The organism is Microcoleus sp. D2_18a_B4 (assembly GCF_036702475.1).
GTDB lineage: Bacteria > Cyanobacteriota > Cyanobacteriia > Cyanobacteriales > Microcoleaceae > Microcoleus.
Map to the genome: position 1 here is coordinate 1 of NZ_JAUBTL010000102.1, position 15,329 is coordinate 15,329.

At 44.0% G+C, this 15,329-nt stretch carries 17 protein-coding genes and 1 pseudogene; 13 read left to right on the forward strand and 5 right to left on the reverse strand.

The features are described from left to right. Positions 1 to 340: 340 nt before the first annotated feature. From QUB04_RS31350 to QUB04_RS31365, 4 genes are all read left to right on the forward strand, one after another. On the forward strand, positions 341 to 1,528 hold the full coding sequence (locus QUB04_RS31350; RefSeq protein ID WP_333290579.1) for a M20 family metallopeptidase: 1,188 nt from the start codon (positions 341 to 343) through the stop codon (positions 1,526 to 1,528). Positions 1,529 to 1,741: 213 nt separating this feature from the next. Beyond that, positions 1,742 to 1,954 carry a hypothetical protein gene (locus tag QUB04_RS31355; protein WP_333152033.1) on the forward strand — a complete coding sequence of 71 codons (213 nt, stop codon included), beginning with the start codon at positions 1,742 to 1,744 and terminating at the stop codon, positions 1,952 to 1,954. 212 nt (positions 1,955 to 2,166) lie between these two features. Further along, on the forward strand, positions 2,167 to 2,505 hold the full coding sequence (locus QUB04_RS31360; RefSeq protein ID WP_333152035.1) for a DUF6972 family protein: 339 nt from the start codon (positions 2,167 to 2,169) through the stop codon (positions 2,503 to 2,505). Next, positions 2,495 to 2,722 (forward strand): hypothetical protein, encoded by a 228-nt coding sequence (locus QUB04_RS31365; RefSeq protein ID WP_445300387.1) that lies wholly within the window; start codon positions 2,495 to 2,497, stop codon positions 2,720 to 2,722. The genes QUB04_RS31360 and QUB04_RS31365 overlap by 11 nt, the downstream gene beginning before the upstream one ends. Before the next feature lie 73 nt (positions 2,723 to 2,795). Here the strand turns inward: QUB04_RS31365 and QUB04_RS31370 are convergent, their stop codons facing one another. Both QUB04_RS31370 and QUB04_RS31375 read right to left on the reverse strand, forming a co-directional pair. Then, positions 2,796 to 3,422, reverse strand: coding sequence for an AHH domain-containing protein (locus QUB04_RS31370; RefSeq protein WP_333290580.1), 627 nt, complete (start codon positions 3,420 to 3,422; stop codon positions 2,796 to 2,798). Continuing rightward, positions 3,422 to 3,883 carry a hypothetical protein gene (locus QUB04_RS31375; RefSeq protein WP_333290581.1) on the reverse strand — a complete coding sequence of 154 codons (462 nt, stop codon included), beginning with the start codon at positions 3,881 to 3,883 and terminating at the stop codon, positions 3,422 to 3,424. Before QUB04_RS31375 ends, QUB04_RS31370 begins: the two co-directional genes overlap by 1 nt. 242 nt (positions 3,884 to 4,125) lie before the next feature. On the opposite strand from QUB04_RS31375, the gene QUB04_RS31380 reads away from it, so the two are divergent. Next, a complete protein-coding gene (locus tag QUB04_RS31380) occupies positions 4,126 to 5,538 on the forward strand; it encodes an ATP-binding protein (protein ID WP_333290582.1) in 1,413 nt (470 codons plus the stop codon). A 376-nt stretch (positions 5,539 to 5,914) separates the two neighbouring features. After that, positions 5,915 to 7,570 (forward strand): SpoIID/LytB domain-containing protein, encoded by a 1,656-nt coding sequence (locus QUB04_RS31385; RefSeq protein WP_333290583.1) that lies wholly within the window; start codon positions 5,915 to 5,917, stop codon positions 7,568 to 7,570. A gap of 345 nt (positions 7,571 to 7,915) precedes the next feature. Here QUB04_RS31385 and QUB04_RS31390 read toward each other — a convergent pair whose 3' ends face one another. Next, positions 7,916 to 8,215 (reverse strand): ferredoxin, encoded by a 300-nt coding sequence (locus QUB04_RS31390; RefSeq protein ID WP_106149950.1) that lies wholly within the window; start codon positions 8,213 to 8,215, stop codon positions 7,916 to 7,918. Positions 8,216 to 9,162: 947 nt separating this feature from the next. Continuing rightward, entirely contained in the window at positions 9,163 to 9,462 is a 300-nt protein-coding gene (locus QUB04_RS31395) for a ferredoxin (RefSeq protein WP_333109642.1), read from the reverse strand. Between the two features lie 525 nt (positions 9,463 to 9,987). Here QUB04_RS31395 and QUB04_RS31400 point away from each other — a divergent pair. From QUB04_RS31400 to QUB04_RS31430, 7 genes and pseudogenes are all read left to right on the forward strand, one after another. Then, positions 9,988 to 11,001: a Gfo/Idh/MocA family oxidoreductase gene (locus QUB04_RS31400; RefSeq protein WP_333290584.1), complete on the forward strand. Its 1,014-nt coding sequence runs from the start codon at positions 9,988 to 9,990 to the stop codon at positions 10,999 to 11,001. Between the two features lie 357 nt (positions 11,002 to 11,358). Further along, positions 11,359 to 11,595 (forward strand): hypothetical protein, encoded by a 237-nt coding sequence (locus QUB04_RS31405; RefSeq protein ID WP_333290585.1) that lies wholly within the window; start codon positions 11,359 to 11,361, stop codon positions 11,593 to 11,595. A gap of 435 nt (positions 11,596 to 12,030) precedes the next feature. After that, positions 12,031 to 13,291, forward strand: a pseudogene (locus QUB04_RS31410) (ISAs1 family transposase). 153 nt (positions 13,292 to 13,444) lie between these two features. Beyond that, the gene (locus tag QUB04_RS31415) at positions 13,445 to 13,819 is read left to right on the forward strand and encodes a hypothetical protein (RefSeq protein ID WP_333290586.1); all 375 of its coding nucleotides are present in this window, start codon (positions 13,445 to 13,447) and stop codon (positions 13,817 to 13,819) included. A gap of 14 nt (positions 13,820 to 13,833) precedes the next feature. Beyond that, positions 13,834 to 14,025 carry a hypothetical protein gene (locus QUB04_RS31420; protein WP_333206127.1) on the forward strand — a complete coding sequence of 64 codons (192 nt, stop codon included), beginning with the start codon at positions 13,834 to 13,836 and terminating at the stop codon, positions 14,023 to 14,025. A 313-nt stretch (positions 14,026 to 14,338) separates the two neighbouring features. Continuing rightward, the gene (locus QUB04_RS31425) at positions 14,339 to 14,593 is read left to right on the forward strand and encodes a methyltransferase domain-containing protein (RefSeq protein WP_333290587.1); all 255 of its coding nucleotides are present in this window, start codon (positions 14,339 to 14,341) and stop codon (positions 14,591 to 14,593) included. Further along, entirely contained in the window at positions 14,571 to 14,933 is a 363-nt protein-coding gene (locus QUB04_RS31430) for a hypothetical protein (protein ID WP_333290588.1), read from the forward strand. Before QUB04_RS31425 ends, QUB04_RS31430 begins: the two co-directional genes overlap by 23 nt. 74 nt (positions 14,934 to 15,007) lie before the next feature. On the opposite strand, the gene QUB04_RS31435 is transcribed toward QUB04_RS31430, so the two are convergent. After that, positions 15,008 to 15,172: a hypothetical protein gene (locus QUB04_RS31435; RefSeq protein WP_333290589.1), complete on the reverse strand. Its 165-nt coding sequence runs from the start codon at positions 15,170 to 15,172 to the stop codon at positions 15,008 to 15,010. Positions 15,173 to 15,329 lie beyond the last annotated feature (157 nt).

Below are 15,329 nucleotides of genomic sequence, written 5' to 3' on the forward strand. Positions count from 1 at the left end.
ATCACTAACTCCTCGGAGTCAGGCTAACCGTCCCTGGATAGGAGAACCTACCCATTTAGGTTAAACGAATCGCACACCGGACATGATATTATCAACTAAAAATCAGCCTTTGAACCTAGAATCTAGACGTTTATTCCTGGTTTCAACCTAACTCTCTTTTCTCTCTTTTCTCTGCGTCCTCTGCGCCCTCTGCGGTAAAAAAAAAATCCTATTCACAAACGAAATAGCATTGCCATCCAAAAGCCCGATCGCACATTTGCGCCTTATAACCCTGTTCACCCCCAAACATATGCGTTAACCTAGTTGACTACAACTTGTACCGCACTCCCCAACTAAATTCATGCTTCCCCGCATCCAAGAATTAGCCGCCACCCTAGCACCCCGCTTAATCGAAATTCGCCGCCACATCCACTCCCACCCCGAACTCAGCGGTCAAGAATATCAAACCGCCGCCTACGTAGCCGGAGTTCTCGCTTCCAGCGGAGTTCACGCCATCGAAGGAATCGGCAAAACAGGAGTGCTCGGCGAACTCAAAGGCAACAGCAGCGAGTCCCGCTGGCTGGCAATTCGCACCGATATGGACGCTTTGCCGATTCAAGAACGCACAAACTTAGAATTTGCCTCCCGCAACGAGGGAGTCATGCACGCCTGCGGCCACGACATCCACACCACCGTCGGTTTGGGCGCAGCCATGATATTGTCTCAGCTAGGGGAAAAATTGCCCGGTCACGTCCGCTTCTTGTTTCAGCCGGCGGAAGAGATAGCCCAAGGTGCTCAATGGATGATTAAAGATGGGGCGATGCAAGATGTTGACGGCATCCTCGGAGTGCACGTTTTCCCGACGATTCCCGGCGGTTGCGTCGGTATCCGCCACGGGGCACTGACGGCGGCGGCAGATGACATAGAATTGATTGTGATGGGCGAATCCGGCCACGGTGCGCGTCCCCACGAGGCGATCGACGCAATTTGGATTGCTTCTCAGATAATTACCACCTTGCAGCAGGCAATTAGCCGCACGCAAAATCCTTTGAGGCCACTGGTTTTGACGATCGGGCAAATTAACGGCGGACGAGCGCCGAACGTGATTGCCGATCGAGTAAAATTATTGGGAACCGTGCGATCGCTACATCCGGAAACCCACGAAAACCTGCCGGCTTGGATCGAACAAATTGTTTCTAGCGTTTGCGGGACTTACGGCGCTAAGTACGAACTCACCTACAAGCGCGGCGTGCCGGGAGTCCAAAACGACCCAAAACTCACGCAATTAGTCGAAACTGCTGCTTTAGAAGCTTTAGGTCGATCGCGCGTCCAGATTTTACCAGAACCATCCCTCGGCGCGGAAGATTTTTCGATGTACTTAGAACACGCACCGGGAACCATGTTTCGCTTAGGAGTGGGACTGACTGACAAACCGAACTATCCCCTCCATCACCCGCAATTTGAGGTCGATGAATCTGCGATCGTCACCGGCGTTGTCACCTTGGCCTATGCCGCCTACCAATATTGGAAACAGCAAGCAAGTAATTGATATCGTTTCCGTTCAATTACCCAAAATTAAGTTGTAGGGTGTGTCGCGATCGACAATCCCTCAACTAATAGCGACAATCTAATAGCGACGCACCTTACCAAATAGCTAACTCAGAATGAAAAATTCTCAATTCGCGATCGCGCTCCGAATTATTTTACCGCTTTTTTGGAAAGACTGCGCGATTTATCCACATTAACCGCACAAGAGATCGAGATGAATCGCAGTCAATCTCTTCGCTGTCATCCGATTAAGTGGCGAGAAACAACTGAACCCAATGGGTTTGGGATTCCGAACGAAAAAGAATTAGTAACGATTCCTTATCAGTTTTCTCTTTCAACGAACGAACACGGTCGAGTGCAGGGTTTTTTTATTGAGGATGTATTTTATATTGTTTGGTTAGATCCGAATCATAATCTTTATCAGTAAGCAGTGCTTTTTTGAAAAACACAGGCCAGGGGCGATCGCACTTTTTGACAAATTGGGATTTAAGGGCGATCGCGTGATTTAATGATACTTGTATGCTTAAGCTGTCACGCATTTAAATTGCATATTCAGGGCGGGCTCTTAGGCCCACCCCACAAGACTTAGATTATTTTTTGACATTCAATTTAAATGCACAACAGCTTAGCAATTAATTAATGAGTGGAATTAATCGCCAAATCACCCTTAACAGCAGGCACATTGCTAAACACTTCCCAGACACGCCACAAATGAGAAGACTGCTTAATAAAGGACGTGCTGCTCATATTTTTAACGATGAGGCTACTATGAATCAGGTAGCTCAAGCCATAATAGAAGATGGAGACTTTACAGGTACGATTCGGGGCTACGATCGTTATGGTATGTTTTTTGTTGAATCAATTGGTTATAGAGTTGACCCGGATGGTAGCCGTCTTTTACTTTATTATGGAGAGATAAAAGTTGATGCAGAAAACCGATACCACGTTACACCTCGAAGCCGACCAAGTGAAGAATAACTGGGAATTTACAGAGGTATGGATCGATCCAAATATTTCACCGCCTTATCTGCTTTTGTTACTAAGTGACGCTGAGGGAAATTGTCGGATATACGATCCGGCGGAGGGTTATAAAGTTGTGTTTTCTAGTCAGAGTTATGATGAGGCGCAGTATTGGCTTTTAGAGGATGAGTATGAACCCGTAGAAGGGCGGCTGAGAGGGTCAGAGTTAGTTTGAATAGTTGATGTTGAAAGGGCGATCGCCCTTTTCACAAGTTGGCAGATGAAGGGCGATCGCTCAACCTTTTAAATTACACATCATTGATTGAGCAAATCCCGGTTGCTATCCATTCATTTATTTTCTCTTTGAGATAAGCAATAACGTCGTTCAAAAGCTCTTTAATAGCCTCACAATCATATTCTAAACCATTTCCCACAATCTTGTCATACCATTCCTCTTCAAGAATGTCCAGTACCAAGTTGGAGTAATCTGGATGACTCCCTTTATGGAAGTGAACTGGCACGAGCAAACGGTTAATGGGTTTGTTTTCATCAAAACCGCATCTTCTTCTTGCACAAAGTGTCAAATTACTATGTTTCCATACGTCAATTGGTATAACGTGGTGCGCGATAAATCCTTTTTGTTTACTAGAAAACGTAGATTTTCTAGCGACTTCAGTCATAGTTGCTATATCTTGTGGAGTAAATTTGTCTGATTGAACTCGTGCAGCCATCGTAAGTATAGCTAGTAGCTGTTCTAGCGTAACATTTAGCTCAAGGATTTCGCCATTCTTCGTTGCCTTTTTATTTTTTAGAAGCAGCTTTCCCACTGACGGATCAAACTGCCCCCAATAATCTCCTGGCTGAATATTTAAATACTTCACCAGTGGCGAGTGAGATTTAATCGTGATCTTCTCAAAGTATTTTTTTGCTGACATTAAGCCACCTCTACTCCAAGTAACGCCAAAATCAACAGTAAAAGTTCCTCTATCTCATTATCATTAAAAAGATTTCGGATACGCTTGTCATACTTTGAACGGTCAAATTTACGAATCTTACGGACAACTTCTTGCTGTTTAGATTTCAATTGACCTCGTTGTTCCAGTTGCTCCAATTGTTCGCCAAATTCATTGAGCAGTTCTTGAAGTGTAAGATTTCTGAATTGGTTTTTATATTTATCCGGATCAAATTTTCCGTTTTGTCCTGGTCTTCGATCAAAATTAAAGTCTGGAAGTTTAACCCCAAGTCCTGACAAAAAAAGTACAAAGACTCCACAGAATACCCAAAACGCGATTATAAATGACCACTTTACTATAAACAAAACTACCTTCCAGATTCCAGAAAGAACTTTTGAAATAGTCTCATTAGAATCTTCGGACGATGACTTAAGTTTTCCCATATTGTTTTCCCATATTACTGTTGTTACTCCTGGTAAGTTAAAAAAGTAAGCTTTAGGGTAATTTTTCTGGCGGTTTTTAATAGTTAGTTATAGAATATCATCTCATTTCATTATCGTCATTAGCAAAGAGCCGGATTTAGTAGCCATTTTTTCCGTAAACTATATTGAATAAAGTAGGATTTAGTTGCCAAAGTATCAAACAGTAGGATAAAATAGGCAAAATCACAACCCCGACTCGACCTATGGATGTTCAAGAAGTCTTAAAACTGGCTGACGACATCGTATTCGCTAAGACCGGAAAACACCTCAATCATTTACAAGAAGGTATCTTGCGCGGTACTTGGCAACGTCAGAAATACCCGGAAATTGCCAAAACTTGCTACCGTAGCGAAGCTCATGTCAAAAAGGTGGCATCAAAATTATGGAAGCTTTTATCAGAAACATTAGGCGAAGATATCAATCAATCTAATTTTCGATACACAGTGGAACGATGGCAATTGTCCATAGTTTCATCACATTTTGGCGACAATGCACAAGTTGGCAAGTTCAAGGTATGTGGAAACAATCCTGAATCCTTAGAAACCCCAAACATAGAAAAGCAAAATCAGGAAACCTCTAGGAAAACTCAGCCCAAACAGCGATTGGACTTAGGCGACGCGCCAGAACCCAACCTATTCTATAACCGCACATCCGAACTCACCACCCTCAAACAGTGGATTTTGGAAAACCGCACCCGCCTCATCACCATATACGGCTTATCCGGCATTGGCAAAACCGCCCTAACTCTCCAACTAATCCCAGAAATTAAACACGAATTCGATTATATTATTTACCGCAGCCTCCGCAATTATCCACCCCTGCAAACCCTGCAAACAAACCTAATTCAATTCCTTTGTAGGGGCGGTGCCCCCGTGCCCGCCCCCGCCGCCGAAGAAAGGGCAACCACAGGGGGATTGCCCCTACTTGAGCATTTGCGTTCATCCCGCTGTCTCCTAATCCTCGATGACGTACAAACGATTTTCACTCCTCGACAACTCGCAGGCCACTACCAACCAGGCTATGAAAATTACGGCATATTCTTCAAACAACTAGCCGAATCATCCCACAACAGTTGCCTAATTTTACTCAGTTGGGAAAAACCCAGAGAAATTGCCCCCCTAGAAGGCGAAAACCGCCCATGTAAATCGCTGCAACTCAACGGTTTGGGCCCGGAAGCAGGGGAAATATTCAGAGAAAAAAGATTAGCAGAAGAGGAGAAATGGTCACAACTGATTGACCTTTACCGAGGCAATCCCTTATGGTTAAATATAGTTGCAACTATGATTCAAGATTTATTCGGCGGCAGCGTTTCCGAATTCCTGTCCTATGATACCCTATTTTTAGGTGATTTAGAATCTCTGCTGCACCAGCAGTGCGATCGCCTATTTGACTCAGAAAAACAAGTGATATCCTGGTTAGCTAGTGAAGTCGAACCAGTTGAAATATCAAAAATTTCAGCCAATCTCGAATTATCCCCATCAGCCTTATTACAAGCTGTGCAATCCTTGGGACGGCGTTTATTAATTGAAAAAGTGAAACAAGGTGAGAAAACGCTTTTCACACTCCAGCCTGTATTGATGGAGTATGTGAAAAACCAGTTCCTAAAGGTTGGATAGTTTCAGGGCTTCTCGTGGGAGGCTAGAAACCGGGTTTCTACGAAATTTTGCGTTTAGTAGCGAGAAATCTACGAGGAAACCCGGTTTCTGAAGACACAACTATTTTCATGGGAGGCTAGAAACCGGGTTTCTACGAAATTTTGTGTTTAGTAGCCAGAAATCTACGAAGAAACCCGGTTTCTGAGAGCACAACTATTTTGCAAGGTGCGTCGCTGCGAGATTGTCGCTTTTTTTTAGGGATTTATCGCAGGCGACACACCCTACGGCTAGCTCAAGCGTATTGGCCTATCTTCCGCAATTCCCCTATAGCAGCCGCCAAATGTGCTAACGTACAATCAAAAATCCCCAAATTTCAACTATCGGGAGATAGATAACTGTGTCCGCTCAAGCACCTCCAACTCCCAATTACAAATGGTTTAGCTGCATATCTAGGACTGTTTTCACCGCATTGTGCCTGTTGCCTCTTTTCAGCGCTGCGGGATACGCCCAAACTCCCCAAAATAGACCCATCAAAATCGGCGTGGTGCAGCGGTTTGGCACCAAAGCAACCGACAAACTAACGCTGAAAGCATTACCGGGCGACAGCTTAACATTGAGTTACAAAACTCCTCAAGGCATAGAAACCAAAACTGCTGCCAGCATCAAGTTAGAAATAGCCCCGAAACCGCTGGAAGCGCCATTAGTAGAAGAACGAGTTGTTCTGAGCTCCCACCGCAGTTTCGAGAGTGCAGAAGATAGCGCCAATCAGTGGCGCGCCCAGGGAATTGATGTAGAAATTGCTCAACCTTTTCGCTGGCAAGTTTGGGCGAAAAGAGATACTTACAACTCTCCTTTGGTGCGGCGCTGGCTGTTGCAAAGTTTGCAAGCTCAAGGGAACACAACAGCTTTTTTGGATTCCAAAGTTTTAAAACAAATACCCCAGGCATTTTGGGTTTTAAACGGCTTTCGTTTCAACCGCAATGAGTTGGATGTCACGGCGGGGAAAAATGTGATTGAGGTATTGGAACAAACCACCCAAGAGGCGACAGCTATTGAACCCGAAAAAGCAATTCAACAAACTCACCGTTATGGCGGCAGTTTGCACCTGCAAAAAAATGCTTACGGCACTTATACTTTGGTAAATAAAGTGCTGACGGAAACTTATTTGCGGGGTGTTGTTCCTCACGAAATTGGGGCTTTTGCGCCTTACGCTGCGATTGTCGCTCAAACTATTTTAGCGAGAACCTACGCCCTGAGAAATCTGCGCCGGTTTGCTGTGGATAATTATGAGTTGTGCGCTGATGTTAACTGTCAAGTTTATAAGGGTTTGACGGAGGTTTACCCGCAAAGTGATAAGGCGATCGCCCAAACGAGCGGTTTGGTGCTAACTTACGAAAATCAGCTAGTAGACGCGCTTTATTCCGCCTCTAGCGGCGGCGTGACAGCCTCTTTTAACGATGTGTGGCAGGGCGCGGAACGTCCATATTTGCGATCGATCGTCGATTCGCCTAATAATGTCTGGGATTTGTCCAAGCAGAGTTTGTCTGACGAAAACAATTTCCGCCGCTTTATCAGTTTGGAAAAAGGGTTTAATGAGGAAAAAGAAGACACTTTTCGGTGGCGCGAACCAGCTTCTTTGACAGCGATTGGTGGATTTCTCAAACAGTATCTTCAGAAGAAACAGCACCCGCTGGCTAATTTGAAAACTGTCACTCAGGTGGAAGTGGTGGAAAGGTCGCCCGCAGGTCGAGTTTTGAAAATGAAGGTTCAAACTGACTTGGGCCCGATTGATATCGACAAAGACGAGATTCGCAATGCTTTTTACCCGCCGATTAGCACGCTTTTTTACCTAGAACCAATTTACAATCCAGACAAAACTCTCAATGGTTATGCTTTTGTCGGAGGCGGTTTCGGGCACGGGGTGGGAATGAGTCAGACTGGTTCTTACAATTTGGCTAATTTGGGCTGGAATGGATCTCAAATTCTGGGCTTTTATTTTCCCGGCGCTCAAGTTGTACCGCTCAGCGATAACATTACATTTTGGCGCGAATAGTCGATCGAAGTCGGCCTAAGACTCGGCGATTTAAATCATCGCCACTACACAAACAAAGCCCGCCTTTGCGGACTAAATATCAGCCGTTAAACTTTTAGATTTTAGACTTTGGATTCTAGATTGGTTTCACAGTTAATCTAAAATCGGCCATCTAAAATCTAAAATTATTTGGTCAGCTATCTGCTCAAACAGCTAGGAATTCCTAGCTGGGAGTGGCAGACTGCTGGCGGTTTTGTTGCAGTGTTAGACACAGAAACCCGGTTTCATAAAGTAATTGCGCTATTTCCGCTTAATTTGGGAAACCAGAAACCGGGTTTCTTAGGGTATCACGCAGAGCGTCCTTTCTTAGTAGAGCGATTCTTCTTGGTGAGTTTCGATCGTACAGTCAGACTTGGGATAGGCGACGCAGGTGAGGACAAATCCGGCCTCGATTTGGTCGTCGTCCAAGAAAGATTGGTCGGATTGGTCAATTTCGCCTTTGGTGATTTTGCCGGCGCAGGTGGAGCAAGCTCCAGCGCGGCAAGAGTAGGGGAGGTCGAGTCCTGCTTCTTCTGCAGCATCAAGAATGTAAGTATCGTCATCAACGTCAATGGTCTGGTTAATTCCTTCGGCTTCGCTGATGAGGGTAACTTTGTAAGTTGCCATGCACTAAATCCTCTCAAAAATTCAACAAGATTGATAATTTTTCCTAATGCAACCTTCAAGGCTCTATTAGCTTTGAGGTTAGGTATTAGGTTCGTTCCCTCTATGATAGTAGGGGATAGAAGGGATGTTGACACACTCATTTACAAAAAATTTGAATGGGATTAGTTATAACTTTTTCTAATTTCATCTTGATTACTTATACATACTCAAGTCGGCGATTTAAATCATCGGCAATACACAAAAAAAGTCCGCGCAACGCGAGACTAAATATCAGTCGTAAAAATTTTAGATTTTAGACTTGGGATTCTAGATTGGTTTCACAGTTAATCTAAAATCTGCCATCTAAAATCTAAAATTATTTGGTCAGCTATCTGCTCAAAGAGTTACGAATTTCTAGCTGGGAGTGACAGACTGATACTTTTAATCCAGACAATCTCCGACAACCTGAGAGAATCCAAATATAGCACACTCGTCAGACAGGTCCCAGAGTATGGTGGTATCCCACAAAGCTTTAAGGAAAATCCCTAAAGCGCTACTCAAACGGGGTGTTTTCTAACCACAGTTGGGGCCTTTAAAAAGTTTAGATCCACCTAACTTTTATGGCTCTAACCGTATTTTGCACAAATCAAGGAGGTGTATTCTTCACTGGTTTTGACCAACCTCGAACCGCAAGGATTACAGAGATGCTCTCACGCCAAAGCTTGAGAGAAGTGAGAGAAAGTCCAAGTCATCATTACTGATGGTGTTATGCAGGCTACTTCAGTCTACACCAATTGTCATGAGTATTAAGTAAAAGTCTAGGAAAATATCATCCTAGTAATTGCTCCTGGGGGATTGTTTCAGTCTTAGACACAGAAACCCGGTTTCTTAACATAATTGCCGTATTTCAGCTTAACCCTGGAAACGAGAAACCAGGTTTCTTAAGGTATCGCGCGGAGCGTCCTTTTTTAGTACAGCTCTTCTTCTTTGTGAGTTTCGATCGTACAGTCAGACTGGGGATAGGCGACGCAGGTGAGGACAAATCCGGCCTCGAGTTGGTCGTCATCTAAGAAAGATTGGTCGGATTGGTCAACTTTGCCTGCTGTGATTTTGCCGGCGCAGGTGGAGCAAGCTCCAGCGCGGCAAGAGTAGGGAAGGTCGAGTCCTGCTTCTTCTGCAGCATCAAGAATGTAAGTATCGTCATCAACGTCAATGGTCTGGTTAATTCCTTCGGCTTCGCTGATGAGGGTAACTTTGTAAGTTGCCATGCACTAAATCCTCTCAAAAATTCAACAAGATTGATAATTTTTCCTAATGCAACCTTCAAGGCTCTATTAGCTTTGAGGTTAGCTCTTAGGTTTGTTCCCTCTATGATAGTAGGGGAAAGAAGCAAGGTTGCAACACTTATTTACAAAAAATTTGAATGGGATTAGTTATAACTTTTTCTAATTTCATCTTTATTACTTATACCTATGTTGGGTTCAGCCTTGTGATACTGTTGCCGCAAGACTTGCGCTAAATAATCCGGTTTCTAGGAAAAATCCTGTTTTGAGCCCTACAGCACAAAAACAGGGTTGTTGGTATGCGGTGTGTCGATCGAGTTTCAGCAAGACTGGCTGCAAGGCAAGTCCCTGCCGGCGTTGAAATGTATAGTTAGATCGCATCAAGACTTGGGTGTTGAGGGCTCGATCGAATAAATCGCACCACAACCACAGCTTAAAATCGGGGCGATAGAACCCTAAAGCCCTGCACCGCAAGTCTTTAACTATCTAAAATCTTAAATCTCAAATCCCATGACTAATATTGATACTCGCTTTGGTTTTTCGGTTAATTCTCCAATTCGCGTGGGGATTGTGGGTACTGGTTTTGCGGCTAAGTTGAGGGCTGAGACAATTCAAGCTGATGGGCGATCGAACTTGGTAGCAGTTGCGGGCCACTCCCCGGATAAAACCGCAGAATTTTGTCAAGGGTTCGGGGCAGAAGCTGCGGTTTCCTGGCGCAAGCTAGTAGAAAGAGACGATTTGGATTTGGTGATTGTCTGTACGGTGAACCAGGATCACGGGGCGATCGTCCTGGCCGCGCTCGAAAATGACAAGCACGTTGTGGTGGAATATCCTCTATCTTTAGACGTATCTGAAGCCGAAAGGGCGATCGAACTTGCCGCCCAAAAGCAAAAACTCCTCCACATCGAACACATCGAACTGTTAGGCGGTTTGCACCAAGCAATCAAAGAATCTTTGCCATTAGTCGGTAAAGTTTTTTACGCCCGCTACATTACTATTACTCCTCAACATCCAGCGCCGCAGCGGTGGACTTATCAACATTCCCTCTTTGGATTTCCGTTAGTGGGTGCAATTTCGCGACTGCACCGATTTACTGATTTGTTCGGGGAAGTGGCAAGCGTTAACTGTCAAGCTCAATTTTGGGACAGTCAGCCGGATTTCTACAAAGCTTGTTTGTGCAATGCACAGTTGCGCTTTGCCAATGGCCTTGTCGCTGAAGCTGTTTATGGAAAAGGAGAGACTTTTTGGCAGTCTGAAAACATTTTCACCATCTACGGAGAAGCAGGAACGCTGGTTTTTACTCCCGAATCCGGTCAATTAATTCAGGGAGAAAATCGGCGCAACCTCAAAGTAGGAACGCGACGTGGTTTGTTTGCCAAAGACACCGATATGGTGTTGGAATATTTGTCAAACGGTACGCCTTTGTACGTGGATAAGGCTAGTAGCTTGTACGCTTTGAAGGTGGCAGATGCTGCGAGGCGATCGAGCGAGACTCGGCAAACTATCGCACTTATAAATTCGTAAAAAGCTAGCGAAGAACATAAGGTTATTTAATTTGGGTAAAAATCCAATATAAATGAGATGTTGCCCCCTTCTCAATTACCTATTTGGGAACGGCCCATAAAGGTTGTTCCACAATAAAATTCCTTCTTTGTGGAACAGGCCCGAAAGCGTGTTATTGAGAAGGGTGCAAGATGTGAGATACAGCGGTTTCCGCTGTCATGAGGTACACTAAAATATCATTGTTGTAGTCAAACCTAATGCAAGCGTATTCTCTCGATCTCCGGCAAAAAATAGTGAAGGCTCATTTGGCAAAAAAGATGTCAAGCGAGGAAAGTAGCTACTAGATTTGGGGTCAGTAAAAGTTTAGTCCAAAAACTGGTGAATCTTCAAACAACCGAGGGTAATTTACAGCCGAAACAGAGAGGCCAACCGCAATTGACTCATCTGACAAATGCCGAACCATTCGTCAAAGCACTGGTGGCAGAGCATCCAGATGCCACTTGGGTAGAGTTGTGTGAATTATTTGCTCATCAGACTGGAAATTGGGTGAGCAGAACGGCCATGTGTCGGTATTTGCAAAAGTTAGGATTAAATCGTAAAAAAAACCTTGTATAGTAGCCAAGGCGCAACAGAAATAGTCCAGAAATTAAGAGTAGAATATTGGGAAACGCTCAAACATATTGAGCCAGACAACCTGGTATTTTTGGATGAAACTGGGATTCTACGCTCGTTTGACCAGAACTCATGCCCGTGTTGGCAACCGGGGACAAGAGTATCCTTATTAAAACCATTTTATCGAGTCGCAAAGATTACAGCTATAGGTGCAATTAGTATCAACCAAATGCGGGTAGTAATGACAATAAATGATTTAATGGATCGAGCAGCATTAGCCGTATTCATTGATAAATTTTTGTGTCCTGAATTATGGGCAGGAGCAGTAGTAGTGAACAGGGTAAGCTCATCTAATTTGGTATAAATTGTACTTGACAATGAGTCAAATAAGTGAGATGACAACAATGCCACCCAATAAAATATTTAGGAATACATTTTATGTCTCAGGGTTTTGAAATTAAATCTACCTCTGGCAAAAAAAGCTCTCTTCCTCAACTACCGCTCCCGGAAGTAGCAGAGATTCAAGATATTCAACGCCCGTTTATTAGCACATTTTGCAGATATTAAAGACCCCAGAGTCGAGCGAACTAAGAAACATCAACTCACCGATATCCTAGCAATCGCAATTTTCGCTATCATCGCCGGAGCGCAAGGGTGGGAAGACATCGAGAATTATGGCATTAGTAAAAAAAAGTTGTTAGAAGAGTTTTTGGCATTACCTTATGGCATCCCTTCCGATGACACTTTTCGTCGAGTATTTGAGTTCCTTGACCCAGAAGCATTAAATCGATGCTTTGGACGATGGGTAGAAACTCTCGTCACTAAGACAGGAGGAGAAATTATTCCCATTGATGGTAAGACAATTAGAGGTTCTTATGACCGCAATCAAGGCAAATCGGCACTTCATGTTATTACTGCTTGGTCTTCTGAACAACGTCTTGTTTTGGCGCAAATGAAAGTGGATGATAAATCGAATGAGATCACGGCTATTCCGGCATTATTAGAGTTGCTAGACATCACTGATTCTATCATTACTATTGATGCTATGGGGACTCAAACTGAAATTGCTCAAAAGATTATTGAAAAAAAAGGAAATTATGTCCTGACACTTAAAGCTAATCATCCCACTCTCCATCATCAGGTTAAAGAATGGTTTGAGAGAGCTTCGGCACAGCAATTTTCCGGGATTGATGTCAGTGATGAGCAACGGATTGAGTCCGGTCATCATCGGCGAGAAATCCGTCAAGTTTGGTCGGTGCCAATTACGGTCATTGGTGAGCTTTACCAACCGCGATTATGGGCGGGATTAAAAAGTGTGGTCATGGTGGTTCGAGTGCGTCATCTTTGGAACAAAACTACTCGGGAAGTGCAATTCTATCTAACTTCTTTAGATAGTGATGCCCAACTTTTGGGTCGAGCCATCCGCAAACATTGGGGGATTGAAAATCAGGCTCATTGGACTTTAGATTGTACCTTTGCAGAAGATGCTTGCCGGATTCGCTCTTTCCACAGTCCCCGGAATTTGGCTGTCCTGCGACGTATTGCGCTGAATGCCCTCAACTGCGAACATACTTACAAACGTAGTCTTCGACAAAAAATGAAACGGGCAGCTATGGATAATGATTATCTGATTCAAATTATCAGTTCTTGTTTTCTTGACCAGATATTAGATTCTTCGGATTCCTTTTGTCAAGCATGATTGAGACGCTCTTACCCTGGTAGCCAGCCGAAGGCATCGCCAACGATAAAATGACGGTTTCAGGCGTTTATCTAAAAACTGTCCGGACTATTAATTTAATGTTAGAATTAAAGTTTGAAGGAAAAAGCCAAAAAATCTCAGGAGAGAACTTAAATGATTAACAGAAATTGGATTTTATTTTCTAGTGCTACAGTAGCTGGGATGGTGATGATGACTTTTGTAGCTATTGCTCAAGACGATGAAGGGAAGAAGGTGTTTTACAAGCCTCAGATAGACGGTATTCTAGTGGGCACGGTCTTGAAAGGAGAAGATGGGACAGATCCCGCTGCGGAAAAAATAGGAGCCGAGAGATTTTGTCGATATAAAGAATATGACCGAGCCTTAACATACAAAAAGGACTTTCTTAAAGGAGAAGAGAAAGGTACAGGTACTATGCAATGGGATACAAAAGCTACAAGGTGGTGGTTTTGCCGTTCGTGTACAACCTATTTTACAAGTATTAGTTGCCAGAGGGGTGATGAGGAATAACCTTTTTATTTGACTTGTCCACTCAGGGAACTAGCGGAATACCCTTACCCGTGGCGATCGCTACACGACGCGCGATCGCCATTTGTTTGGTTTCGCGTTACCTGCTGACTCACAAGCAAGGACGTGACAGACTCAACCCAACCTACAGCGAGGGGCGATCGCACTCGTTCCTGCTATGCGAAGGCTCCGCCTCAAGCAAGCGGTAAAGCTGCATCGGAGCGGTAGATTGCGACATTAGGTTAATGCTGGATAAGACCGATAGAGAGGATATTATCAGCAAAAGTGACAAATAACACCCCTGATTTCCAGGATTAACTATCAGAAGCGATGGATAACACCCAAGAACCCGGACTTAAGCTGCAAAGTTTCTGTTTAATTCCTTAAAACTAGGATATTGTCCAACAGATATGATGGATAATCCACCGAAGCTAAAGGTATTATCCAGCATATCTGCGGTGGAATACATAGCTATATTTTTTTGGCATCAAATGTGCCAACAGCAACAATTGGAGAAAACAGATGTGGGATGAAAGATACAGTGCCGAAGAGTACGCATATGGCACAAACCCGAACAAATTTTTGGAAGCAAACGTCAGCAGTATTCCAAAAGGTAAAGTTCTGAGCTTGGCCGAAGGAGAAGGGCGGAATGCCGTTTTCCTTACCAAACAGGGTTATTCTGTAACCGCTCTAGATGCCTCTTTAGTTGCCTTGAATAAGGCCAGAAAGCTGGCCGAAGATAATGGGGTGATTGTTGAGTTTATTCATACTGACTGACTTAGCAGAGTATGATTTAGGCGAAAATAAATGGGACGGAATTGTATCTATATTTTGTCCATTGCCCTCTTCAATAAGAAAACAACTTCATAAAAAAGTTGAAGCAGCGTTAAAGCGAAACGGTGTTTTTATGCTTGAGGCTTATACACCCGATCAGTTGAAGCATGGTACTGGTGGCGGAAATTCAGTAGATGTGATGCAATCTAAAGAATCTTTAAGCCTTGAGTTAGCTGGCTTAAAGTTTAAGCATCTAATTGAGCTTGAGCGTGATGTAGTAGAAGGTATTTATCACACGGGCATTGGCGCAGTAGTTCAGGCGATCGCATCAAAAGAAATATAACATTCTGGTGCAGCGGATTGCCTGAATCTGCTTAGGTGAGATGCAGAGATCCCAACAACCTCTGACCAGAACCGTTAGCTATCTTTGCACAAAGGTGTTGCACTCTCTCCGTACAGCCAAGAGTCTGCTTCTGGTGCCATCCCAAATGCAACTATTGGCATCGTTAAACCATTCGCGCCTAGCTGCTTTGCTAGCCATTGGTAATACTTAGCGATCTGTTCTTTCGCGTTTCCTTCCACCTCAACCAGCCGTGCGATCGCTCAGTATAAAACGCGCCCGGCGGGAATCTTTCTATAGCAGGAACTATAGAGGACTGTATCGCGAAGGAAATTTTGCACGCGCGACCTGAACTGGTCGTTTAGTCCGAGGAGCCCACTCCTCTAAGGGTTTCACACC

Coding starts and splice junctions, on each gene's coding strand:
- QUB04_RS31350 (WP_333290579.1), top strand. CDS start 341: ATGCTTCCCCGCATCCAAGAATTAGCCGCCACCCTAGCACCCCGCTTA.
- QUB04_RS31355 (WP_333152033.1), top strand. CDS start 1,742: ATGAATCGCAGTCAATCTCTTCGCTGTCATCCGATTAAGTGGCGAGAA.
- QUB04_RS31360 (WP_333152035.1), top strand. CDS start 2,167: ATGAGTGGAATTAATCGCCAAATCACCCTTAACAGCAGGCACATTGCT.
- QUB04_RS31370 (WP_333290580.1), bottom strand. CDS start 3,422: ATGTCAGCAAAAAAATACTTTGAGAAGATCACGATTAAATCTCACTCG.
- QUB04_RS31375 (WP_333290581.1), bottom strand. CDS start 3,883: ATGGGAAAACTTAAGTCATCGTCCGAAGATTCTAATGAGACTATTTCA.
- QUB04_RS31380 (WP_333290582.1), top strand. CDS start 4,126: ATGGATGTTCAAGAAGTCTTAAAACTGGCTGACGACATCGTATTCGCT.
- QUB04_RS31390 (WP_106149950.1), bottom strand. CDS start 8,215: ATGGCAACTTACAAAGTTACCCTCATCAGCGAAGCCGAAGGAATTAAC.
- QUB04_RS31395 (WP_333109642.1), bottom strand. CDS start 9,462: ATGGCAACTTACAAAGTTACCCTCATCAGCGAAGCCGAAGGAATTAAC.
- QUB04_RS31400 (WP_333290584.1), top strand. CDS start 9,988: ATGACTAATATTGATACTCGCTTTGGTTTTTCGGTTAATTCTCCAATT.
- QUB04_RS31415 (WP_333290586.1), top strand. CDS start 13,445: ATGATTAACAGAAATTGGATTTTATTTTCTAGTGCTACAGTAGCTGGG.
- QUB04_RS31425 (WP_333290587.1), top strand. CDS start 14,339: ATGTGGGATGAAAGATACAGTGCCGAAGAGTACGCATATGGCACAAAC.